Here is a 25,274-nt window from a genome sequence, read left to right as displayed (position 1 = left end):
TTTAATGAAGAAGCTATTATTCGGTATTGCCGCATTACTGTGTACCTTAAACTCCGCCAATGCACAATTACTTAGCGGAGCAGTAAAATCTTCCAGAGCTGATAGCCTTAGAGGTGCGCTTACTCCATTAAGAACCTGTTACGATATTAATTACTACCACCTTGACGTTAAAATAGACATTGATAACAAAGCAATAAGCGGAAGCAACGAGTTTAAATTTACTGCAACTCAAAACTTCAGCAAGTTACAATTTGACCTGTTCGACAACCTTAAGGTCGATAAAATTGTATTTCATGGCAAAGAATTATCTTTCAAAAGAGAATTCAATGCAGTCTTTGTAACCTTCCCTGCCGAGATTAAAAAAGGTGCAAAAGAAAGTTTTACAGTATTCTATTCTGGGAATCCTGTTATTGCAAAAACCCCACCTTGGGACGGTGGCTTTATCTTTACCAAAGATAAGTCTGGCAATCCATGGGTTTCAGTTGCTTGTCAGGGCTTTGGTGCCAGCTGCTGGTGGCCAAACAAAGACCATCAAAGTGACGAGGTTGACAGTATGCTTATCAGCATAAGTGTACCTAAAGACCTTCAGGATATTTCAAACGGTCGCTTAAGAAGTACTGTTCAAAAACCAGATGGTTATACACAATACAATTGGTTTGTAGCCAATCCAATCAACAATTACAACGTAACCCTTTACGTTGGTAAATACGCGCACTGGTCTGATCAATACCAAGGCGAAAAAGGCAATTTATCTCTTGATTACTGGGCACTTAAAGAAGACAGCCTTAAAGCTCGCCCCCATTGGGATGCAGATGTAAAACCTATGCTAAAATCCTTTGAGTACTGGTTTGGTCCTTATCCTTTTTATGAAGATGGGTATAAATTGGTACAGGCACCCCATCTTGGCATGGAACACCAAAGCGCTGTTGCCTATGGCAATCAGTTTAAAATGGGATACCTTGGCAGAGACTTGTCAGAATCAGGATGGGGCTTAAAGTTCGACTTCATCACTATCCACGAAAGTGGACATGAGTGGTTTGGAAACAACATCACCTCAAAAGATATCGCCGACATGTGGATTCATGAAGCTTTCACCAACTATTCTGAAACCCTATTCACAGAATCAGAACATGGAAAACAAGCCGGATCAGATTATGTTGTAGGTATCAGGCACAACATCCAGAACGATATTCCTATCATCGGACAATATAATGTGAACAAAGAAGGATCAGGCGATATGTATTACAAAGGCGCAAACATGATTCATACCATCCGCCAATTGATCAATGATGATGAGAAATTCAGAAACATATTAAGAGGATTAAATAAAACATTCTATCATAAAACAGTTACCACACAAGAGGTAGAGAGCTACATTGCAAAGCAAAGTGGCTTAAAGCTGGATAAAATATTCGACCAATACCTTCGTCATGCCAGCATCCCTACTTTGGAATATAAGATCGAAGGCTCAAAACTATCCTATCGCTGGCTAGCTGATGTAAAGAGTTTTGATATGCCTGTTAAGGTAACGCTAAAAGAGAACACCTTTTCACTCCTATACCCCTCTACACAGTGGAAAACGGCAGATTTAGACAAAGGCATAACAGCCGATACCTTCAAAGCAGATCGGAACTTTTATATTAAACTTAAAAAATCATAGAAATTTCAAAATGTAATGCAACTAATTGCCTTTCTCTGCGTCATATAGAAAAACCTAAACAAAATGAAAAAATTAAGTTCAATACTAATCCTGGCATTCTTAGCAATTGGAATAACCGGCAAAGCTCAACAGAGACAAGTAAGTAATTTTACAGGAATCGAAATAGGTGGTTCTATCAATGCAATAGTTAAGCTTGGCAATACTGAAAGCCTTAAATTAGAAGGAGATCAGGAAGCCATAGACAACCTGATTACCGAAGTAAAAAATGGTGTTCTTACCATTAAGCCAAAAACAAAATGGAACGACTGGTTTAAAAAATTCAAAAACGCAAAAATCACAGCTTACATTACTGCCAAAAAGATCACCTCACTAGGACTGAGCGGTTCGGGGAGCATAGATGTTGATGGAACAATTAATTCTTCTTCACTAAGCGTTGCTGTAAGCGGCTCTGGCAATATCAAAGCCTCAGCAAATGTAACTAAGTTCGAAGGTGCGATCAGCGGCTCAGGCGGCCTGTCAATTAACGGGAAAGCCAAGGCCTCAGAAATTGCCGTTAGTGGATCAGGCACGTTCTCTGGAAAGAATTTCTCAGTAGAAACGATTTCAGCTCACGTTAGCGGTTCTGGAAATATTTACATTGATGCACAAAAAAGTATTGACGCAGCAATCAGCGGATCAGGAAATATTAGCTACTCGGGTAACCCTACAATTCAAAAATCTGTATCAGGATCTGGTGGCGTAAGAAAGATATAAACAAACACACAATTAAAACAAAAAACCCCAATGCTTAAAAACATTGGGGTTTTTATATATTACGTAAGCGATTAAACGCCTAATAATAATCTAGCAGGATCTTCTAACAATTGTTTAACCCTTACAAGGAAACCTACCGACTCTCTTCCGTCAATAATTCTGTGGTCATAAGATAAAGCCACATACATCATCGGACGAATTACAACCTCTCCTTTTTCAGCAATCGGACGCTCAATAATATTGTGCATACCTAAAATTGCAGACTGAGGAGCATTAATAATTGGAGTAGACATCATCGATCCAAATACACCACCATTAGTGATAGTGAATGTACCACCTGTCATTTCATCAATAGTTAATTTGCTATCACGTGCTTTAGTAGCAAGTTCAATAACAGTTTTCTCAATCTGAGCAAGGCTCATGCTTTCTGCATTTCTAATAATTGGAACAACCAATCCTTTAGGAGCAGAAACCGCGATAGAGATATCAGCAAAGTCATTATAAACGATCTCTTCGCCATCAATTTTAGCATTTACAGCAGGAAAATCTTTTAATGCCTCGCAAACAGCTTTAGTAAAGAAACTCATAAAGCCTAAGCCTACACCAAATTTCTCTTTAAACTGATCTTTATATTTACCTCTCAAATCCATGATTGGTTTCATGTTAACCTCGTTAAACGTAGTTAACATTGCAGTTTCATTTTTAACAGTAACCAATCGCTTAGCAACTGTTTTACGCAATGGCGACATTTTTACTCTACGCTCATTTCTAGCACCTGCAACAGCAGTTACGGGAGTAGCACTAGCAGCAGGAGCTGCAGCTTTTGGTTGAGATTTCTCTGCAGCCACCGCATCTTCCTTAGTAATTCTACCATCAACACCTGTTCCTTTTACAGAAGCAGGATCAACACCTTTTTCAGCAAGAATTTTTCCTGCAGCAGGAGATGGTGTTCCTGTAGCATAGTTCTCACCACCTTTTTCAGCAACCGGAGCAGCAACCTTATCTGCTGCTGCAGCAGGTTTTTCTTCCTTAGCTGGTTCTTCTTTAGCTTTAGGTGCAGCGCCACCATCTTCAATTTTACAAACTACAGCACCAATGGCAAGTGTATCACCTTCGGCAGCTACTGTTTTTAAAGTTCCGGCTTGTTCTGCAGTTAATTCAAAAGTTGCTTTATCAGACTCTAATTCAGCAATTACTTCATCCATTTCAACTACATCCCCATCGTTTTTTACCCAACGTGATAAAACAACTTCGGTTATTGACTCACCTACTGGCGGAACTTTTATTTCTATACTCATAACTGATGTATTATTTTTTCTAATCTACATTATAAACTTTACTCACTGATTTTTTAGCAATCTTTTTATCCACTTCAGAAACAGGAGCTTCAAAAGCTTTAGCTAAAATATAAGATTGTTGATCTGCATGTTGTCTTGCAAATCCAGTAGCAGTACTGCTACTTTCTTTTCTTGAAATCAGTTCAATATCACTAAAGATAGTTCTTCTTAATTTACGTAACAAATATGGCCAAGCGCCCATGTTCTCTGGCTCTTCCTGAACCCAAACTGCTTCTTTAGCATTTTTGTATTTCGTATATACAGATTCCATTTGATCTACAGGAGTAGGATAAAGCTGTTCAACACGAACAATAGCAACATCTTTAATCCCTTCTTTTTGTTGTTTTTCTAACAACTCATAATAGATTTTACCAGAACAGAACAACACTCTTCTAACGTCAGCAGCTTTAACGTTTTCATCATTAATAACCTCCTGGAATTTACCATCAGTAAACTCAGCAAGTTTCGAAACGCACTGAGGATTACGCAGTAAGCTCTTAGGAGTAAACACTACCAATGGCTTTCTGAAATCACGTTTAAACTGTCTGCGTAATGCGTGGAAGAAGTTAGCCGGAGTAGTACAGTTAGTTACCTGCATATTGTAATCAGCACAAAGCTCCATAAAACGCTCAATCCTTGCAGACGAGTGCTCAGGCCCTTGTCCTTCATAACCATGAGGCAATAACATTACCAATCCATTTTCACGTTGCCACTTAGTTTCTGCACTTGCAATATACTGATCCACAACGATCTGCGCTCCATTAAAGAAGTCACCAAACTGAGCTTCCCAAATGGTAAGCGCATTAGGGTTAGCCATTGCGTAACCATATTCAAAACCTAGTACACCATATTCAGATAAATGCGAATTGTAAATATCAAACGGAGCCTGTTGGTCAGAAATGTTTGCCAATGGGATATATTCTTCTTCCGAATCTTCAAGAGTTATAACGGCATGTCTGTGAGAGAATGTTCCACGCTCTACATCCTGTCCGCTTAAACGCACTCTTTTTCCTTCAGCTAGCAAAGTACCATAAGCCAATTGCTCACCCATTGCCCAGTCGAACACGTGAGTAGTATTTGCCATTTTACTGCGCTCATCAAAAAGCTTCTCTATTTTCTTAAAGAACTTTTTGTTTGATGGAAGCGTACTTATTCTTTTTGCTACTTCAAGTAGTGTTGATTTCTTAACAGCAGTATTTGGCGAAGTTTCAAAATCCTTAGGCGTAGCTAAACGCATGTCTGACCATGCACCGCCAAATTTCACTTCACTATAAGTAGAAGTTACCGCTTTTGCCTCATTTAAACGTTCCTGTAATATGCCACGGAACTCCTTCTCCATTTCCTTAGCTAAACTCGCTTCAAGTTTACCCTCACCAATCAACTGCTGAATATAAATATCACGTGGATTAGCATGCTTCTCTATACTTTTGTATAGAAGTGGTTGAGTGAACTTTGGCTCATCAGCCTCATTATGGCCAAATCTGCGGTAACATAAAATATCAATGAACACGTCATTTTTGTATTTCTGACGATATTCCATTGCTAAATTAATCGCATAAACTAAAGCCTCAGGATCATCACCATTCACATGGAATACCGGAGATAAAGTTACTTTAGCAATATCAGTACAATAAGTACTGGTACGACCATCTTTATAATTAGTAGTAAAACCAATCTGGTTGTTAATAATCAAGTGAATTGTACCACCTGTTTTATAACCATCCAAACCAGCCATCTGAATTACTTCATAAACAATACCCTGTCCTGCAACAGAAGCATCACCATGTATTAAAATTGGTGCAATACGTGCATTGTCGCCGCCGTATTTAAAGTCAATTTTAGATCTGGTCATCCCTTCTACTACCCCATTCACTGTTTCCAGGTGAGAAGGGTTAGGGCATAAACTCAAATGTACACTGCTACCACTATTCGTAGTAACGTCAGTTGAGTAACCAAGGTGATATTTTACGTCACCTCCAAAAGGAGATTCAGCACTGTAACCTTTACCTTCAAATTCAGCAAAGATATCCTTATAGGTTTTCTGCATGATATTGGCAAGAACGTTTAAGCGTCCTCTGTGAGCCATACCAATTACAAACTCTTCAATTCCAAGTTCCGCACCTTTTTCAATTACTGAATCCAATGCAGGAATTAAAGCTTCAGCTCCTTCAAGAGAAAAACGCTTCTGACCAAGAAACTTAGTTCCAAGGAAATTCTCAAAGCTAACAGCCTCATTCAATTTCTTCAATATCCTTCTTTTCTCTTCGATAGAGAAATTTGGAGTATTGCGTACACTCTCCATTTTGTGTTCAATCCATGAAAGAATTTCAGGAGTACGTACATACTTATATTCTGCACCAATAGAGCCACAGTAAGTTTGCTTTAGAAAAGCAATGATATCACTAAGCTTAGCTGCTCCGATACCAATCTCAATCCCAGAATTAAATACAGTGTCCAGATCCGACTTTGCCAATCCAAAGTTTTCCATGTCCAAAGTAGGCAAATGGTGACGTCTTTCCCTTACCGGATTGGTTTGGGTAAATAAGTGACCACGCTGGCGATATCCATTGATTAAATTAAGGACATTAATTTCCTTTAAAAAATGCTCAGGAGTCTCCGAACTAACCGATGTTCCTGAAGACCCTCTTCCAAAATCAAAGCCTTCAAAAAACTTTTGCCAACCAAACTCAACAGAATTAGGATCTTGTTTATAAGACTGATATAAGGATTCTATGTATTCGGCATTTGCGCCGTTGAGATAAGATAAATTATCCATTATGTGTGAATTGCTATAAGTGTTGCAAAATTAGGATTTTTTACCTTAATAAACAGGTAAACTTCCTTATAAATCTTCAAGAAAATCAACCATATCACAAACATTTTTCAATGGCGTTAGCTGATCCTTCACAAGAATATCAAATTCTGATATCAAACTCCCTGCCACTAACAAGGGCACGTTCAGATTATCCATCACCTTTCCTACAATTTTATTGATATCCTTACCCAAATTTAATGAAGTCAACACAATAAACGAATAGTCCGGCTGATAAGAAGCCACTATTTTTTTCAGGTCAGCATAAGGAATTCCTGAACCAAGATACAATGTATCCTGTCCACAGTTTTTCAACAAAAACCTGGCAAACAGCAAACCTACCTCGTGCATCTCGGCCTCCGGTAAAAAAAGCAAAAATCGTTTGGGTCTATCTTTATGTGGTTTTTCAACCTTATCAATCTCAACAATTATACGATCTCTAATCAGGTTAGAAGCAAAATGCTCATGAGAAGGATCAATAGCTCCGGTTTGCCAAAGCATACCAACCTTCTTCATAAAAGGAAACAATACAAGGTCCATTGTTTTAATCAAGCCCATTTCCGTAATACAACCAGCCAAAATCTCAGAAAAAGCAACTTCATCATAATCAACGGTAGCATTAGAAAGACTTAGTATCTGTACCGAATCATTATTCCAATCGGCTTTAAGCTGAATAACCAGATCTGAAATCTGCTTCCGACTCATTTTAGCAATTTTGCTAATCTTGTAACCATTTTCATTAAGCGTAACAATATTTAAAAGCGCCTTTAAATCATCCTCATCGTAATATCTGATATTGGTTAATGTCCGTTTAGGTGGAACAAGGTTATAGCGGATTTCCCACGCCCTAATGGTATGCGCTTTTATGCCTATGAGGCCTTCTATATCGCTAATGGAGAATTTTTTCACGCTATTTGAACAACAAATGTTAGACAAGTTTGTTTAAAAAACAATTTTTGTTTAACATTTTTGCAATAGCTAATTCAAAAAAGCAAAGAAATTAAGTAAAAATATCAGACAAGAGATGCTGCATCGGGAGATACCACATCCAGAATTTTCATTTGTTTATCAAGATCAAAAGCATTCTTCGATTTAAGATCTAAACCTGCACCAGCTACATTTGCCCAGTTCCCCCAGTTACTTGCAGGAGCATAATCAATCAGTTTTTCTTCAAAATATGCAGCACCGATTGTCCAGTGAACCTTTAAAACATGAATCAGAAAAGTGGCAACAATTAAACGTGCAGCATGAAGAATAAACCCGGAGTCATTCAACTCCTTCATATGTCTATCAACAAGCAGATGTCCTGTCTCACCATTTTTCCATTTCCTAACCACAACCTCATCAACTTCAACGGGAGATAAAATTAGCTCTTCAAAATCAGTTTCCTGAAAAAACTTAACTCCATGCTTTTTAAACATGAACCTAAAATAATCTCGCCAAAGCAACCCGACTAGAATCTGATTAAAATTAGGATTTGTACCAAAACTTGCTTCGGCTTCTTTAACCATCCAGTAAACCTTTCTTGGCGAAAGACAACCAAACGAAAGCCATGCAGAAATTTCAGAAGAAAATCCAGGCTTCTCTGCAGCTACTTTTGGGCTATATTTAACGTAAATCTCTGAACCCGGCTCAAGTAATTTCATCAGGTGCGCTAACCCTGCCAGCTCTCCCCCTTTCAACTCATTATCGAAATTCACAAAACTAGCTTCAGCAAAACCTAACTCTAGCAACGAAGGCAATGCACCCCAATTTTCATTTTCAACAAAAGCAACCTCTAAAGGCGATTCAAAACAAGATTTCACAATAGCATCGCGCTCGGTTTTCTTTTTAAACTGAGTAAACACATCAGGAATATCTTTGATAGGGAAAGGCAAATCCTCTTTATTGTAAAGTGTATGTCCTATAAAATGTCGTAAATTAATAGTTTGCTTCCACAGGATATCCTCTACATGAGTAGATATTAAAGTCTCCTCTGGTCCAACCTCTCTATGGTGATAAACTTCCGAAATCTCTAACTGCTCAACAATAGCCGGTATATGCTCCTCAGGTTTACCCTGAATCAGCAGTATATCACCACCTAATTTTTGAAATGCTGTTCTTAGCGACAAAACACTCTCCAACAAGAACTGCGCTCTACGCACCCCTGTCTTCTCTGTTTCAAATGAAGTACTCTCAAAATGTCGCGGATCAAAGAAATAAATTGGCAAAATACAATCTGATTTAGCAATTGCTTCAACTAACATTTCATTATCATGTAAGCGAAGGTCATTCCTGAACCACACCAATATTTTCTTAGACTTCATTAACTTGCAACTGAGTTTTGTGTACTATTTACAAAAATATACGATTTTTTATCCGAATAAGAATCATAACGCCAATATTTACACTAGCGAAACAAATGAATGGTATAAAAAGCCTTTTTTGCAAAACTAAAGTTCAAACAATAGGTTATTGAAGTATGAAAAATCAAATCTTGATTACAGGAGCGACCGGAATGGTAGGCAAAAAGTTAATAAATGCCCTCCACAATAACGGTCATAAAGTTTCTGTACTAACCAGGAAAGCTACTAGTATAAAAAATGCAACCGTTTATTTATGGGACGTTTACAAGCAGCAAATAGACCCAAACTGCCTACAAGGAATAGATACCATAATTCATTTGGCAGGAGAAAACATTGCCGATAAAAAATGGACAAAAGAACGCAAACAACAGATTATAGACAGTAGGGTAATGTCGGCCCAACTACTTCATAAAACCATTAAAGAAACCCAATCGCCAGTAAAAACCTTTATTTCTGCTTCAGCTATCGGTTACTATGGAAATCGTGGAGATGAAATCCTAACTGAAGAATCAGGAACCAGTACCGGTTTTCTTGCCAGATGCTGCAAATTATGGGAAGATGCCGTCGATGAAGGTGCCTCGCCCGACTTAAGGATAGTTAAATTCAGAATAGGCTTTGTGCTTGGTAAATCAGAAGGTGGACTAGCCGCCTTAGAAAGACCCATCCGTTACTTTGTTGGTGCACCACTTGGCAGCGGAAAGCAATGGACACCATGGGTACATGTTGACGACATTGTAAACATGTTTATTTCAGCTGTAGAGAATCCTTCATACCAGGGGGCTTACAACGCTTGCGCACCTTTTCCCGTAACCAACGAAGCGCTAACTAAAGCCATCGCCAAAACAATAAACCGCCCAGTATGGCCAATTCATGTACCCGAAAAAGTACTGGACATGATTCTCGGAAAAATGAGCATATTGCCCCTCATTAGCACAAACACATCTGCACAAAAGTTACTGGATGCAGGTTTTAAATTTAAATATACGCATCTGGAAGATGCATTGAACGACATTTACAAATAGTGAAAAAAGAAATAAGCATTTGCTGGCTCCGAAGAGATTTAAGGTTAAACGACAATGCAGCACTTTACCAAGCACTTAAAGGCCCATACCCCGTACTCATCCTTTTTATATTTGACACCAAGATTCTCAGTAAGCTTTCTAACGAGCAAGACCCAAGAGTAACCTTTATACATCAGACAATTCAGGAAATCCAAAAAGAACTTACTACACATGGATCTACCATAGTTGTTAAACATGGCACCCCAGAAAAAGTATGGACAGAAATCTTAAAAACCTACAATGTAAAAGCTGTTTACACCAATCACGACTACGAACCCAATGCAATTGAAAGAGATGATGCATTAGCAGAATACCTTACCTCTGAACAAATTGAGTTTAAAACATTTAAAGATCAGGTCATCTTTGAAAAGAAAGAAATATTAAAAGCTGATAGCAAACCCTATACTGTTTTCACTCCTTATTTCAATCAATGGCGAGCTAAGCTGAATGAGTTTTACATTAAGTCCTACCCATCAAACAGATACCTCAACAATCTCTTTAAAACAGCCCCGCTCCCTATTCCTGTGTTAGCAGAAATAGGATTCAAACCATCAAACCAAAAATTCCCATCGACAAGTTTCAAGAGTAAGCTTGCCGACTACGAAGACAAAAGAGATTTTCCTGGTATAGATGCCACCACGCATATCGGTATGCACCTCCGCTTTGGCACAATAAGCATCAGAGAAGCTGCACAACAAGCTTTAAAACAAGGTGCCGATAAATGGCTATCTGAACTTGCATGGAGAGATTTCTATATGATGATTCTTTGGCACTTCCCCCGAATCGTCAACCAATCCTTTAAACCCGCTTACGACAATATTAAATGGCTTAACAACGAATCAGATTTTGAAGCATGGTGCCAGGGAAAAACAGGCTACCCATTAGTAGATGCAGGTATGCGACAGCTCAATCAAACCGGATATATGCACAACCGGGTGCGTATGGTAGTGGCTTCCTTTTTAACCAAACACCTGCTAATAGACTGGCGCTGGGGCGAGGCCTATTTTGCAGAAAAACTATTAGACTACGAAATGGCAAGCAATATTGGAGGTTGGCAATGGTCATGCGGATGCGGAAACGATGCCGCACCATACTTCCGAGTATTCAACCCAGAGCTTCAAGCCAAAAAGTTCGACCCTGATCAAGCCTACATCAACCATTGGCTGCCCGAATATAAAGCAAAAAAGCATGCCCAACCTATAATTGAACATGCTTTTGCAAGGGAAAGAGTATTAAAAGTTTTTAAAGATGCCCTAAACGAATAGGCTCATCCAAGTTATTTCAACCAATTAATTAGTAACGTCAACTATTTCAATATCAAAATCTAAACAAGCATTTGGAGGAATAGTTCCAGTCGTACTTCCTGAAGTTCCATAAGCCTCTGAAGATGGAATAAAAAGTCTTATTTTCGCACCTTTTCTTGCTCCAGGAATGTCTTTCAACACTTCCCATCCAGAAATAACTTGCAATAAGGTAGTTGTAAATGTTCCGTCAGTACTAGAATCAAACACAGTTCCTTCCAAATTACGTCCTGTATAATTAATTTTCAAACTCGAAGAAACATCAATTGGTGCATCACCAGTACCTGCAAGTATAACAGAATAATAAACTCCGGTTGGTTGGTCTTTTGTAGCCGTTAAACCCTTTGAAGTTAAAAAGTCTGTAATTCTCTTATCATCCAATAACCTCTGAGATTTCTGAGGATAAGTAGTAACTGTCAATTCAATATTGTCATTCGACGGAACATTCAATGCGGTAGATCCATTCTTACCAAAAGCTAAATATGATGGCAATAAAATTCTTGCAACCCCACCTGGTTTAAGTTTTTGCAATACTGTTCTTAAACATGGAATACTCAAAGGCCTCTCATTAGCTGAATAATTAAAAGAACTTGCATACCCCACATAAGTTCCAAAATTAGTGATTGGAGAAGTAGTATAGTAAGTAGTACCGTTAAGCAACGATTTTATAGAAAGGCTATATAACACTGAGTCAGCAGTACCATCAGCCTTAAAAAATTCTCCCGTACCTGGGCTTGTAATTTGATAATAAAATCCTGTTTTATCAGGATCCTCAATTGCATCCGTAATATTATTCTTAGAGATGTAGTCTTTTATTTTAGTATCATCTATACTTTGAATGGACTCATATTCCTTCTTACAAGAATTTAGGAGAATCAAACCCGCTAGAATAAAGGTATATGAGGTTATTTTTTTTAACATACTATTTTGTTTTATCTTCTTTTTTAGCTTTTTCAACTGATTTATAACTAATATTAAAATACAATACAGAATTAGCCGGTACTCCGGGAGTAACGTAATTCTTATATGCCAGCAATGAAGGCACCAACAACTCTATCTTCCCGCCTGGTTTAATCAGCTTCAAGCCAGTTATCCAGCCGGGCATTACACTATTTCGAACAAACTTATACTGATTGTCCGCACTAGCCTTACTAAAAATTGAATCAGTCATCAATCGCCCCTCATACTCTACAGTTAGGATAGCAGTTGTATCACCATCATCAGGGCCAGTGCCCGGAGTTAAAATCCGATAATATAATCCACTATCATCTCTCGTAAAGGTAGCCTCATGCTTTGCAGCCCAATCTTTAATTATCGCTTCATCAATCGCAAGCTGAGCATTTGCATCATAGACCTCAGGCTTCGTACACGCAGCGAATACGCCGACAATGACAACTAACCCTAATAAAAGCCTATTTTTTAACATAATGCACAAAAATAGTCTTTTATTAGTGATAGAACAATTTTTAACCAATTTTAACAATTAGTAGGTAGAGTAGCGACATCGCCGTCATGCTGAATTGCCTTAACATCACGAGTAACAAAAAAAACGCTCCTAAAATATTTAGGAGCGCCCAGTTTATTTATGAAATGTTACCTCTAGTGTATAGTAAGTTAGTAACAATATCTATTAGCAGCTATCAACTGCTGTGCCACATTTTGGCGTACATTCTTAACATTAAACGGTTCTGCTTTAGTAAACCTGCGTAAACCAACCATCATCATCCTCAATTCATCCCCTTCAGCAAAAGCCCAAAGTGCCTCTTTACCAGCTTTTTGAACCGCATCAACAGCCTCTACAAAGTAGATTCGCATCAAATTCAACTGCCCTTCACACTCCTTCTCTCCCCTGATACTTACCAGTTTTTCAGTTCTCAACATTGCCGATTCAGCCACATAAACATAACTAGCCATGTCTGCAATGTTCATCAAAATCTCCTGTTCTTTAGACAAACTCATCATCAACTTCTGAACCGCAGCACCAGCCACCATTAAAGTCGCCTTTTTCAAGTTCTTAATGATCTTCTTTTCCGCAGCAAACAAAGTATCATCCTCCTCACCAAAATCAGGGATAGACATCAACTCAGCAGCAACCGCAGTTGCAGGCGTCATCAAATCCAATTCGCCCTTCATTGCACGCTTCAACATCATATCAACGGTAAGCAACCTGTTTATCTCGTTGGTGCCCTCAAATATTCGGTTAATCCTCGCATCGCGATAAGCCCTATCCATTGGTGCTTCTGCCGAGAATCCCATGCCACCATAAATCTGCACACCCTCATCAACAACAAAATCTAACGCTTCCGATCCCCACACCTTCAATATCGCACACTCAACAGCAAACTGCTCTGTAGATTTCAATTTAGCTTTACCGGCATCCATGCCACCTGAAACCAATGTATCATAAGCATCATCAATATTCTGACCTGCACGATAATTTGCCGATTCCACCGCATAAACCTTAGAAGCCATCTCGGCAAGTTTATGACGAATAGCACCATACTTTGAAATAGGTCTTTCAAACTGAATACGCTCATTGGAATAATTAATAGCCGTATCAATAACAGCTTTAGAAGCACCGATAGCCGCAGCTGCAAGTTTAATCCTTCCAATGTTTAAAATATTTACAGCGATCTTAAATCCGTTTTCACGCTCAGATAACATGTTCTCAATTGGTACAGGACAGTCGTTAAAAAACACCTGTCTGGTCGAAGAGCCTTTTATACCCATTTTATGTTCTTCAGGATTCATGGTAATACCACCAAACTCACGCTCTACAATAAAGGCTGTTAAGTTGGCATCATCATCAATCTTAGCAAACACAATAAACACATCAGCAAAACCACCATTGGTAATCCACATTTTCTGACCATTGATCACATAATGTTTACCATCAGCACTAAGTTTAGCTTTTGTTTTACCAGAGTTAGCATCAGAACCAGAATTTGGTTCCGTTAAACAATATGCAGCTTTCCATTCGCCGGTAGCCAGCTTAGGAATATATTTATCTTTTTGGGCAGCATTTCCATAATACAGAATAGGCAAAGTGCCAATCCCGGTATGTGCAGAAAGGGCAACAGCGAAAGAATGACCTGCACCAATAACATCAGCTACCAGCATCGAAGTATTAAAGTTCTTTCCAAAACCACCATATTCTTCAGGTATAGATACCCCCAGAATACCCAGCTCCCCTGCTTTATCCATCAACGAAGGCATTAAACCTTCTTCCTGCGAATCAATACGATCAAGATTCGGGTATACCTCTGCCACAAGGAAATCACGACAGGTTTGAGCAATCATTTTCTGCTCTTCATCAAATTCTTCAGGAATAAACACATCCTGATAAGTGGTTTCCGTTATCAAAAACTCTCCACCCTTAATAGTCTTTTTGTCTGTAGTTTCCATATACCTATAAGATTAAAGCATTTCAAAAATCCCGGCCGCACCCTGTCCACTACCCACACACATGGTTACCATACCGTATTTCTGTTTTCTTCTTTTTAATTCACTAAACAATTGCACAGAAAGCTTGGCTCCGGTACACCCAAGCGGGTGACCAAGTGCAATAGCACCTCCGTTAACATTTAAAATATCTTTATTGATGCCCAATTCTCTCACTATCGCCAACGATTGAGAAGCAAAGGCCTCATTCAATTCAATCAATTCAATCTGATCAAGTGTCATACCTGCCTGTTTCAAAGCTTTAGGAATAGCATAAATAGGCCCGATTCCCATAATACGAGGAGGTACACCGGCAATACCATAACTTACCAAACGTGCAATAGGTTCAACACCCAATTCCTTCATTTTCTTTTCAGAAACAACCAATACGAATGCCGCACCATCAGATGTTTGCGAAGAATTACCCGCAGTAACACAACCATCCGCAGCAAACACAGGCTTTAACTTAGCCAGTTTCTCTACCGAAGTATCAGCCCTTGGACCCTCATCAGTATCCACCACATAGCTCCTGGTTTTCCTTTTCATATCCGCATCCAGATAGTTTTCATTTACCGTAATAGGTAAAATACCATCTTTCAAATGACCATTTTTAATAGCTTCAACAGCTTTCTGATGCGACAGATAAGAAAACTCATCCTGATCTTCTCTATTCACATTATATTCTTTAGCTACCGCCTCAGCAGTTAGCCCCATGCCCCAATACCAATCCGGATTAACCCGAGCAACATCAGCATTCGGAACAACTTTCCATCCACCAAATGGCATACCCGACATCACCTCAACCCCACCGGCTATAATACAATCAGCCATGCCACTTTTAATTTTGGCAACCGCTGTAGCAATAGTTTCTAAACCCGATGCACAATACCTGTTGATGGTAACCCCCGGCACTTTATCCGTATCTAAACCCATCAGCGAAATCATACGACCAATATTCAGTCCTTGCTCGGCCTCTGGAGTTGCATTACCCACAATTACATCATCAATCTGTTCCTTTTCAAGATTCGGCACGGATGCCACCAAATGTCTGATCACTTCAGCAGCCAAATCATCGGCCCTTGTAAAACGAAATACACCACGCGGAGCCTTGCCCACTGCGGTACGATATCCTGCTATTATATATGCTTCTTGCATGTCTATATCTATTAAATAGCTTAGTTTCTAAGCGGTTTACCTTTTGTAACTATACTCTGAATACGCTCTAAAGTCTTCCTTTCACCGCATAACGATAAAAACACTTCCCTTTCCAGGTCAAGCAAATACTGTTCGGTCACTTCTGTTGGCGACGAAAGATCACCGCCACACATCACCCAACCCAATTTCTCAGAGATCTTTTTATCATGCTCAGAAATATAATGACCAGAATACATGGTATTCGCACCCGCGTAAACAATACCTAAGCCCTGTTTGCCTAATACTTTAATATCCTTACGCTGAACCGGCTTAGTATACCCAGCATCAGCAAGTTCAATTGCCTTTGCTTTTGCATCAGCAATAAGCCTGCTTCTATTCATAGAAATAGAATACTTCCCTTTTTGAAGATAACCCAATTCAAAAGCCTCAACAGCCGAAGTAGAAACCTTAGCCATACCGATAGTTAAAAACCTATCCTTAAGCACATTCTGAACAATCTGATCATCATTATACTCGTCAGAAGCCCTTAAAGCAAACTCTTTGGTACCACCACCACCAGGAATAACACCTACACCAAACTCAACTAACCCCATATAAGTTTCGGCATTAAGCTGCACATGATCAGCATGTAAGCTAAACTCACAACCACCGCCAAGCGTAAGATTATGCGGCGCAACAACCACCGGAATAGAAGAATACCTGATGCGCATAGACGTATTTTGGAACATCCTTATCGCCATATTCAACTCGTCCCACTCCTGCTCAACCGCCATCATAAAGATCATTCCTACATTAGCCCCGGCCGAAAAGTTTGCACCATCATTACCAATCACTACCCCTCTATAGTCCTTTTCTGCCATATCAATGGCTTTATTAATGGCCTGCAAAGTATCGCCGCCAATGGTATTCATTTTCGAATGAAACTCTACGTTGATAATTCCATCACCCAAATCAATGATAGAAGCACCAGAGTTTTTCCAGATCACCTTGTTGGCTCTTAAATTATCAAGGATGATAAACGCCTCAGCACCCGGAACCGCTTTATAGCTCTTAGTAGGAATATCATAATATTTACGAACCCCATCCTCTACCTTGTAAAACGATGTATTTCCAGCAGCAAGCATTTCTTGAACCCAGACCGCAGCCTCGTGTCCATACTTTTTCATGCCTTCTATAGACGCTGCAATACCCACCGCATCCCAAACTTCAAACGGACCTAAGTCCCATCCGAAACCGGCACGCATGGCATCATCAATTCTATATAGTTCATCAGAAATCTCAGGAATCCTGTCAGACACATATTCGAACAAACCAAAAAACGAAGCCCTGAAAAGCTCGCCGGCTTTGTCTTTACCCGCAGCAAAAACTTTCATTCTGTCGCGCACATTCTCAATTGGTTTAGTCAAATCAAGCGTAGCTGACTTAACTTTTACCTGAGGTCTGTATTCCAGCGTTTTCAAATCGAGCGCAAGAATCTCAGTCTTGCCTTCCGCTGTTTTTGTTTTCTTATAAAAGCCCTGATTGGTTTTATCACCCAACCATTTATTGGCTTCCATTTTTTCTACATAAGCCGGAAGCTTAAAAAGATCGTGAGCTTTATCATCCGGACAATTATCATAAAGTCCTTTAGCAACCTTAATCATAGTATCTAATCCCACCATATCAGTAGTACGGAAAGTTGCCGATTTCGGTCTGCCCAATGCCGGACCAGTATATTTATCTACCTCCTCTACCGTCAGCTCCATCTTTTCAACCAGATGCAACAGCGACATGATAGAATACACTCCAACCCTGTTAGCAATAAACGCAGGCGTATCTTTACATAAAACCGTGGTTTTACCTAAAAACTTGTCGCCATAATGCATCAGAAAATCTACCAGATCAGGCTTGGTATGTGGAGAAGGTATAATTTCAAGTAACCTTAAATAACGAGGAGGATTAAAGAAATGCGTTCCGCAGAAATTCGCTTTAAAGTCATCACTTCTACCCTCTGCCATCATATGAATCGGAATCCCCGAAGTATTCGAAGTAACCAAAGTACCCGGCTTGCGATGTTGCTCAACCTGCTCAAATACCTTTTTCTTAATATCCAGATTCTCTACAACAACCTCTATAATCCAATCACAACCTGCAATTTTCGACATATCATCATCAAAATTACCGGTAGTAATTTTGCTAAGCACTTTCTTAGAATAAACTGGCGAGGGATTAGTTTTTACAGCTGTCTGTAATGCCGTATCCACTATGCCATTTCTGGGGCCCTCCTTTGGCACAATATCTAACAACAAGATCTCAACACCTATATTTGCAAAGTGACAGGCAATACGCGATCCCATAATTCCGGATCCCAATACCGCTACCTTATTTATCTTTTTGTTTATCATTTCCATCAGTATATTTTATGCTTTTAATGATTATCAAGCTACTTTACTAGCCTTTATCTACCCCATTTTCAACAGGGGTTTTATAAGCTAAAGTCAGTTTATTTAATTTCTGTAAGGACAGTATCAAATTGTTCTTTTCCTGAGAGTTTAAGTTTGCGTTTAAGTACTCATTAAATGAAATAACAACTCCTTTTGCCAGCTGCCTTTTCTCGCGACCAAAATCGGTAAGGTAAACCTTAACCGATCGCTTATCTCCAGCCGAAGTCTCTCTGTATATTAACCCCAATTCTTCCATATTGTTTAACATCCTGGATAAACTTGTGGCCTTAACCCCAAGTAATCCGGCAAGCTGAGATACCGCCGTCCCCTCCTTGTCTATATTAATCAGAACATAACCAATTGCCTGGGTTATCCCGAAGCCAGAAGCTATCTGGTTATAGGTATTGGCCATATTTTGCCACACTACCTTTAAAAAATAATCTATTGTCTCCTGCTGTTTCATTAAATACTATGCTTGCATAACAAAGCTATTGAATAAATAATTAGTTTGCAACTATAATTCTCAAAATATTATTACATAAAAAAGCCACCCTAAATAATAGGATGGCTTTTTAAACTTAATACCGTTCTAGACTAGTAAAGTGTAAACTCTACCCTTCTATTTTTCTGACGGCCCGCTGCAGTTTTATTGCTTGCAATAGGCTGACCTTCGCCATATCCAGTTGCCTCAATGCGAGAAGCATTAGCTCCCTGCGACACTAAATAAGCTTTAACAGATTCGGCCCTATCTTTAGACAACTTCAAATTCAACGCATCAGAACCTGTATTATCAGTATGACCCGCTAATTTCAAGCTAAAGTTTTTCTCTATCAAAAGAGATGCAACGCGATTCAAAGTAGCATAAGATTTTGATCTGATGGTAGCTTTACCTAAATCAAACTCTAAATTTTTAATCGCATCAGCAACAACCTTACGATCTGCTTCAGTAATGATTACTTTTTCAACTACAGGCACAGGTACTTTTAACGGACAACCAGCACCATCAACCACAACACCTGTTGGCGTATCAGGGCATTTATCCAATTTATCAGCAACACCATCACCATCTGTATCTTTCAACAGACCGTCCATATCAGCTCTTAATTTTGCATTTTCAGCTTTTTGAGCATCAAGATCGCTTTTCAATGCATTAGCAGTTTGTTTAGCCTGTAAAGCTTCGTCATAAGTTAAAGCTACAGGATTGTGCCATGCAAGTTGTTTCTGACCGCTACCCAAAGCAAACTCTAAACCACCATAAGCATATGAGTATTTATCGTTGCTTCCGCGATAGTAACCATCAAGATTGTCATTATCAACATAGTTCATGGTCCAACCTAAATCAAGATTTACCCTATCAGATAATTTAAATTTAGCGCCAACACCAACCGGCACAACCAGCTCATTAAATGTTTCGCCATTGCTGTAATCAGTTAGCGCACCGCCACCTGTCGAAGTTTTAACTTTGTAACCAGCCACACCAGCACCGGCCGAAGCATACAATTGCAATGCATTGTTTTTATGGAACATGTCAATATTAAACAAATTCACAACCGCATTTAAGCTTGCCGAATAATCAAGATTAGTTTCAAAAGCACTAAGAGGGCTGTCATTTACCGCTCCGCTTTTGTATGGCTCCGAATTATCACCTTTCAATTTACCTCTTACTCCGTCTAAACGCAACGAGAAATAAGGCGTAATTTGTTTTTTAATGTATAAGCCGTAACCTAAATTAGTTTTCCAGTTAGAGAAATCATTCTTTCCTCCCAATGGAGAAATAGGAGCTAATGCACCGGCATTAATACCAATAGACCATGTATTTAATTTAGTTGCATCAGAACTTGTTCCTTCTGTTTTTTCCTGAGCCTGAGTTGCACCACCAACAAGCAGAGCTGCAACAGCTAAGGGTAAACATTTAAATAGTCTTTGTTTCATAGATAGGATTTTTAAATAATTTTTCAGAATTCTTTAATTCCTCTACCATTATTCAATACTCAGGCCAAACAACCTAAACCTCCTTTAACTACGTTTAAACTGAAAATAGACTGTGCTGTATACTATACAAAACTACCACGCGGCGATACTATCGTCGCCACGCGGGTCGGCACCCCCTTGATAATATCCCCATTTGGTTCTCAAAATCGCATCCACCCTACCAATTGGCCCACGCGGAGCAATGCTATACCCTTTGGCCTTAAGCTTTAACACAGTTAAACTATCAAGTGTATTCTCTTCAGTATACACCTCATCTGGCAACCATTGGTGATGGAACTTTTTAGCTGCTACGGCCTGTTGCATACTTTTATCAAACTCTATCACATTTAATATTGTCTGAAAAACCGAAGTAATAATGGTAGAACCACCCGGCGTACCTACTACCATAAACAGTTTACCATCCTTTTCGATAATGGTAGGCGTCATAGAACTCAACATCCGTTTGCCGGGAGCAATGGCATTGGCCTCACCACCCACTAAACCATACATATTAGGTGTTCCGGGCTTTACCGAGAAATCGTCCATTTCGTTATTTAACAAGAAACCCGCTCCCTTAACCACAACCGCAGAACCGTACGACCCATTTAATGTTGTGGTTATTGAGACAGAATTGCCGTCCCTATCTACAATAGAAAAATGCGTAGTTTCTTCGTGCTCACGAATATTTAAGTCGCCTTCTTTAATAGAAGAACTTGGCGTAGCCTTGTCCCAGCTAAAATTGCTCATCCTGCTTTTTATGTAGGCATTATTTAAAAGCTGTTGCTCTGGCACCTTATAAAAATCCGGATCACCAAGATATGCAGCCCTATCGGCATACACCCTACGCTCGGCTTCAACTACCAATTGAACTGTCGAATCAGCGTTTAAGCCCCATCTTTTTAAAGGAAAAGCCTCTACCGACTTAAGCAATTGCAGCAAAGCAATACCACCACTTGAAGGGGGAGGCATTGTAATAATTTTATATTCTTTATAGTTACCTATGATAGGCTTACGCCAAACCGCCTGATAGTTTTTAAGGTCTTCCTTAGTGATGATGCCCTTTCCGCGTTGCATCTCTGCAATTAAACTATCGGCAACAGCACCCTCATAAAATCCTGCACGGCCTTTGTCTCTAATCTGCTCTAACGTACCAGCCAATTCCCATTGCACCAAAACATCCCCTTCTGCCCAATCAGTTACTTTCAACAATGCAGTGCCCTGGGGATTAAACCGCGCAAATGTTTCTTTTAATGAGTTAAGCTCAGCGGCTTGTCTGGCACTTACTTTAAAACCATTTCTTGCTAATTCTACTGCAGGCTCAATTAAATCGGCCCATTTCAATTTACCATACTTAGCATGTGCCTCAACCATACCAGCAACCGAACCCGGAACACCCGAAGCAAGAGCCCCATATAAACTTTTATCTGTAATGGCATTGCCTGCTGAATCCAAATACATATCGCGAGAGGACAATGAACCTGCTTTTTCTCTGAAATCTAAACTATTGGCCTCTCCCGAAGCGGAGCGATAAACCATAAAACCGCCTCCGCCTAAATTGCCTGCGTTCGGATAAACAACTGCCAAAGCAAATTGTACGGCAACCGCAGCATCAACTGCGTTACCACCCTTTTTTAAAATACTGAGCCCAACGTTAGAAGCTAGTGGACTGGCCGAAACCACCATTCCATTTCTATACTCTACACTGTTTTGCTTTCCGAGTTGTCCTCCAACACACCCCGAAAGCGTTAACCCAACAAAAAAAGCGAATACAATATGTTTATTCGTGTTTCTCTTCTTTGTAATTCTCTGCGTCAACATAAATCTTTTCTATAATATCCTTATTCTTTTCCAGGATAACTTTCCGTTTCAGACTCAGCTTAGGGGTAAGCTCTCCGCCATCTATACTCCATTGTTTAGACAACAGGGCGAAGCGTTTAACCTGCTCCCACTTACCAAAATCCTTGCCCGATAACAGAACGATCTGTTGAAATTTCTCTAATACATTCGCATCCTTTGCCATTTCCGCATCGGTAGTGTAGCCGATTCCCTTTTTCTCTGCCCACGCTTTTAGCGCAACAAAATTAGGAACGATTAGCGCAGATGGGAACTTACGATTCTCGCCAAGTACCATAACCTGCTCTACCAAAGGAGTTTCCTTAAACTTATTCTCTATAATTTGAGGAGCCACATACTTGCCCCCCGCAGTTTTAAATATCTCTTTCTTACGATCGGTAATTTTCAGAAACTTACCTTTTACCAACTCACCAATGTCTCCGGTATGGAACCAACCGTCCTTATCAATAGTTTCGGCAGTCAGATCATCGCGCATGTAATAACCTTTCATGATGGCATGACCACGTGCCAACACCTCTCCATCTTCGGCAATCTTTACCTCTACACCTTCAATTGCCGGTCCAACAGTACCAAACATGGTATTACCTAAGTGGTTTACCGTAATTACCGGCGAAGTTTCCGTTAGTCCGTAACCCTCAAATACCGGCATACCAGCTGCCCAGAAGATCCTAGCCAATCGTGGATTTAATGCCGCACCTCCAGAAACAATAACAATAATATTGCCCCCCAGAGCTTCTTGCCATTTTTTAAACACCAGCTTTCTGGCGATGTTTAGCTTGAAATTATAGAACCAGCCGCTTTCAATTTCATATTTCTCTGCTAAGGCTACCGACCAAAAGAAGATTCCCCTTTTAATTCCTGTAAGCGCCTTGCCTTTTTCCATGATCTTCTCGTACACCTTTTCCAATAATCGCGGAACAGTAGAAAAAACCGTAGGCTTCACAAACTGAATATCGGCCACAATAGTATCCATACTCTCGGCATAATAAACCGACGTATTGGTGAACATGTATAGGTAAATAACCATCCGCTCAAAAATGTGCGACAACGGTAAAAAGCTCAGCCCAGTCCTTATTCCATCAGGCAACAGCACCGCAGAATTCTGGAAGTTTTTAACCAGGTTATCATGCGTAAGCATAACTCCTTTAGGTGTTCCGGTTGTTCCCGAAGTATAAATAAGCGTTAAAATATCCTCGGGCTTGATCTGATTTCTGTACTCATCTAAATCTATCTGAGACTGCTTTGCATCAGACGGCCTTGCTTCTGATTGCTTTGCGCCATCAGCCAACAGTACCGACCAATTATTGGCGCCCGAAACCTCATTAAACGTATATACTTTAATGTCAGAACCCATTTCTGCACATACATTCTTGAGTTTTTTATATAGCGTTTCATCAGCTGCAAACACCACACTAACCTCTGCATTTTCGAGAATAAACTTAATATCGTGCTCTGCAAGTGTTGGATAAAGTGGTATTTGATAAGCACCGATTTGCATAATGGCGAAATCCGTGATGTTCCACTCTGGTCTGTTCGGTGACATTACCGCTACCCTCGATCCTTTTCCCATCCCAATACCAATCAATCCTCTACTTAAAGCATCAACTGTATCACAAAACTTTTGGGTACTGTATTTTACCCATTGTCCGTTTATTTTACCACTAACAAATTCTTCCTTCGGAAATTTCTCTAAATTGTATTGAAGCAAGTCGAATACTCTTGTTATCGTTGCAGCCATGGTACTTCGCTTATATTTGTTTAAGGATCTAGTTAATTAAAGATTTTTAAGTATTCCATTATTTTAGGGATTTGGCAAAACTGTTATCCCTCAATATATTCTTTTCGTACAACCCTTGTTTCCCAAACTTAACTAAAAATAATTAATTATGTTTTACAATTGCATCGTGATTTTCGTCATTTTTAGACGCTGACGGATTTATGAGAATAGCTAATTAAAAAACACCTGTAATCTATCTTCAATATCTTTTTCACTTGGTAAAAGTGACCTATAGGCTTCCGGTAATTTATTTGTAGTACTATACGTAGATACCCCTATAGGTAATGATCCCATTTTTAAGGAGTACTCAACAATGGTTCTGTTCTTATTTTTACAGATAATAATGCCTATAGCTTCATTTTCATGAGGTAGCCTTACTGTATCATTTAACACGGCAAGATAAAACTCCATTTTCCCTTTATACTCTGGCTTAAAATCTCCCGTTTTTAACTCAATTGCAATCACAGCCTGAAGTTTTCTATGGAATAACAGAAGGTCGATAAAAAACTCTTGACCACCAACTTCCAATCGATACTGGTTCCCTACAAACGTATAATCACTGCCCATTTCAAGCAAGAATGCGCGTATATTTTTGATTAAAGTTTGCTCTAGTTCGCTTTCAGGATGTTCCTCTGTAATATTCAAAAAATCGAAAGTGTAATGGTCTTTAATTGCTAGATGTGCCAGTTTCTTCTGTGTCTCAGGCAAAACCTTATCAAGATTAGTTTGGTTCAACAGGTATCTTTCGAAGGTCTGGTTCTCAATTTGATGTATCAGTACATCTTTAGTCCAGCCAAATTTCTTAGTGGCTTTGATATAAAACTTACGTTGTTGGTTGTCTTTGCATTTGTCTAAAATTACACGATGCTTGCTCCAGCTAATTTCTACCACCAATGGTGGTAGATTTATATCTGACTGGTATTCAGAGTAAAACCTGGTCATATACCACAAATTTGAAACGGAAAATCCCCCCATTCCAGGAAACTCTTTTTGCAATTCCAATGATAGCAGTGGCACAATAGCTTTTCCCCAACCATCTTTCTGCTTTTCAGCAATCGACCTCCCTATTTCCCAATACAAATTGATCAACTGGGTGTTTACTGCTTTCAGCGCTTCATACTGCGCATTTCTTACTTTTTCTTTAATCTCTAAAATGAACTGCGTTTGTTGTTTTTCTAATTCCATATTACATAAGTTGTTAAACAGCTAATTTCTACCACCAATGGTGGTAGATTTAACTACACAGCCTAACCTATATAGTTTCAACAACAAAACCACAAAATCTACAAACAAATTAAAACTCGAATAACTGAAGATTCAGAAACTGCGGGGTCCTTTCTCAATGCACATAAATCTAGCTTGAGATACCTATCAGATTACTGGC

At 39.4% G+C, this 25,274-nt stretch carries 18 protein-coding genes; 4 read left to right on the top strand and 14 right to left on the bottom strand.

The window, feature by feature from the left end; genetic code table 11:
- Positions 1-4 precede the first annotated feature (4 nt).
- Positions 5-1,660 (top strand): M1 family metallopeptidase, encoded by a 1,656-nt coding sequence (locus tag J1905_RS20200; RefSeq protein ID WP_214229032.1) that lies wholly within the window; start codon positions 5-7, stop codon positions 1,658-1,660.
- Between the two features lie 63 nt (positions 1,661-1,723).
- The gene (locus J1905_RS20195; protein ID WP_214229031.1) at positions 1,724-2,413 is read left to right on the top strand and encodes a head GIN domain-containing protein; all 690 of its coding nucleotides are present in this window, start codon (positions 1,724-1,726) and stop codon (positions 2,411-2,413) included.
- A 71-nt stretch (positions 2,414-2,484) separates the two neighbouring features.
- Here J1905_RS20195 and odhB read toward each other — a convergent pair whose 3' ends face one another.
- The 4 genes from odhB to J1905_RS20175 form a co-directional block, all read right to left on the bottom strand.
- The gene (odhB, locus tag J1905_RS20190; protein WP_214229030.1) at positions 2,485-3,711 is read right to left on the bottom strand and encodes a 2-oxoglutarate dehydrogenase complex dihydrolipoyllysine-residue succinyltransferase; all 1,227 of its coding nucleotides are present in this window, start codon (positions 3,709-3,711) and stop codon (positions 2,485-2,487) included.
- Between the two features lie 19 nt (positions 3,712-3,730).
- Positions 3,731-6,526: a 2-oxoglutarate dehydrogenase E1 component gene (locus J1905_RS20185; protein ID WP_214229029.1), complete on the bottom strand. Its 2,796-nt coding sequence runs from the start codon at positions 6,524-6,526 to the stop codon at positions 3,731-3,733.
- Positions 6,527-6,592: 66 nt separating this feature from the next.
- Positions 6,593-7,471, bottom strand: coding sequence for a MerR family transcriptional regulator (locus J1905_RS20180; protein WP_350027991.1), 879 nt, complete (start codon positions 7,469-7,471; stop codon positions 6,593-6,595).
- Positions 7,472-7,575: 104 nt separating this feature from the next.
- Positions 7,576-8,868 carry a DASH family cryptochrome gene (locus tag J1905_RS20175; RefSeq protein ID WP_214229028.1) on the bottom strand — a complete coding sequence of 431 codons (1,293 nt, stop codon included), beginning with the start codon at positions 8,866-8,868 and terminating at the stop codon, positions 7,576-7,578.
- Between the two features lie 155 nt (positions 8,869-9,023).
- Here J1905_RS20175 and J1905_RS20170 point away from each other — a divergent pair, with 155 nt between their 5' ends.
- Positions 9,024-9,929 carry a TIGR01777 family oxidoreductase gene (locus J1905_RS20170; protein ID WP_214229027.1) on the top strand — a complete coding sequence of 302 codons (906 nt, stop codon included), beginning with the start codon at positions 9,024-9,026 and terminating at the stop codon, positions 9,927-9,929.
- A complete protein-coding gene (locus J1905_RS20165; protein ID WP_214229026.1) occupies positions 9,929-11,233 on the top strand; it encodes a cryptochrome/photolyase family protein in 1,305 nt (434 codons plus the stop codon). Before J1905_RS20170 ends, J1905_RS20165 begins: the two co-directional genes overlap by 1 nt.
- Positions 11,234-11,257: 24 nt before the next feature.
- Here the strand turns inward: J1905_RS20165 and J1905_RS20160 are convergent, their stop codons facing one another.
- The 10 genes from J1905_RS20160 to J1905_RS20115 all read right to left on the bottom strand — a co-directional run bounded on the left by J1905_RS20160 (position 11,258) and on the right by J1905_RS20115 (position 25,075).
- Positions 11,258-12,190, bottom strand: a complete 933-nt coding sequence (locus J1905_RS20160; protein WP_214229025.1) for an FKBP-type peptidyl-prolyl cis-trans isomerase — start codon at positions 12,188-12,190, stop codon at positions 11,258-11,260.
- Position 12,191: 1 nt separating this feature from the next.
- A complete protein-coding gene (locus tag J1905_RS20155) occupies positions 12,192-12,695 on the bottom strand; it encodes an FKBP-type peptidyl-prolyl cis-trans isomerase (protein ID WP_214229024.1) in 504 nt (167 codons plus the stop codon).
- A gap of 188 nt (positions 12,696-12,883) precedes the next feature.
- Positions 12,884-14,674 carry an acyl-CoA dehydrogenase FadE gene (locus J1905_RS20150; protein WP_214229023.1) on the bottom strand — a complete coding sequence of 597 codons (1,791 nt, stop codon included), beginning with the start codon at positions 14,672-14,674 and terminating at the stop codon, positions 12,884-12,886.
- A 12-nt stretch (positions 14,675-14,686) separates the two neighbouring features.
- On the bottom strand, positions 14,687-15,865 hold the full coding sequence (locus J1905_RS20145; RefSeq protein ID WP_214229022.1) for an acetyl-CoA C-acyltransferase: 1,179 nt from the start codon (positions 15,863-15,865) through the stop codon (positions 14,687-14,689).
- Between the two features lie 20 nt (positions 15,866-15,885).
- A complete protein-coding gene (locus tag J1905_RS20140; RefSeq protein WP_214229048.1) occupies positions 15,886-18,249 on the bottom strand; it encodes a 3-hydroxyacyl-CoA dehydrogenase/enoyl-CoA hydratase family protein in 2,364 nt (787 codons plus the stop codon).
- Between the two features lie 46 nt (positions 18,250-18,295).
- Entirely contained in the window at positions 18,296-18,751 is a 456-nt protein-coding gene (locus tag J1905_RS20135) for a MarR family winged helix-turn-helix transcriptional regulator (protein ID WP_214229021.1), read from the bottom strand.
- Between the two features lie 131 nt (positions 18,752-18,882).
- On the bottom strand, positions 18,883-20,220 hold the full coding sequence (locus J1905_RS20130; RefSeq protein WP_214229020.1) for a DUF6089 family protein: 1,338 nt from the start codon (positions 20,218-20,220) through the stop codon (positions 18,883-18,885).
- Between the two features lie 132 nt (positions 20,221-20,352).
- Positions 20,353-22,077 carry a gamma-glutamyltransferase gene (ggt, locus tag J1905_RS20125; RefSeq protein ID WP_214229019.1) on the bottom strand — a complete coding sequence of 575 codons (1,725 nt, stop codon included), beginning with the start codon at positions 22,075-22,077 and terminating at the stop codon, positions 20,353-20,355.
- On the bottom strand, positions 22,037-23,851 hold the full coding sequence (locus J1905_RS20120; protein WP_214229018.1) for an AMP-dependent synthetase/ligase: 1,815 nt from the start codon (positions 23,849-23,851) through the stop codon (positions 22,037-22,039). Before J1905_RS20120 ends, ggt begins: the two co-directional genes overlap by 41 nt.
- 210 nt (positions 23,852-24,061) lie before the next feature.
- Entirely contained in the window at positions 24,062-25,075 is a 1,014-nt protein-coding gene (locus J1905_RS20115; RefSeq protein ID WP_214229017.1) for a PDDEXK nuclease domain-containing protein, read from the bottom strand.
- Positions 25,076-25,274: the final 199 nt, after the last annotated feature.

Source organism: Pedobacter sp. B4-66, assembly GCF_018492665.1.
Classification (GTDB): Bacteria; Bacteroidota; Bacteroidia; order Sphingobacteriales; family Sphingobacteriaceae; genus Pedobacter.
This window is presented reverse-complemented; position numbering and strand designations above follow the sequence as displayed.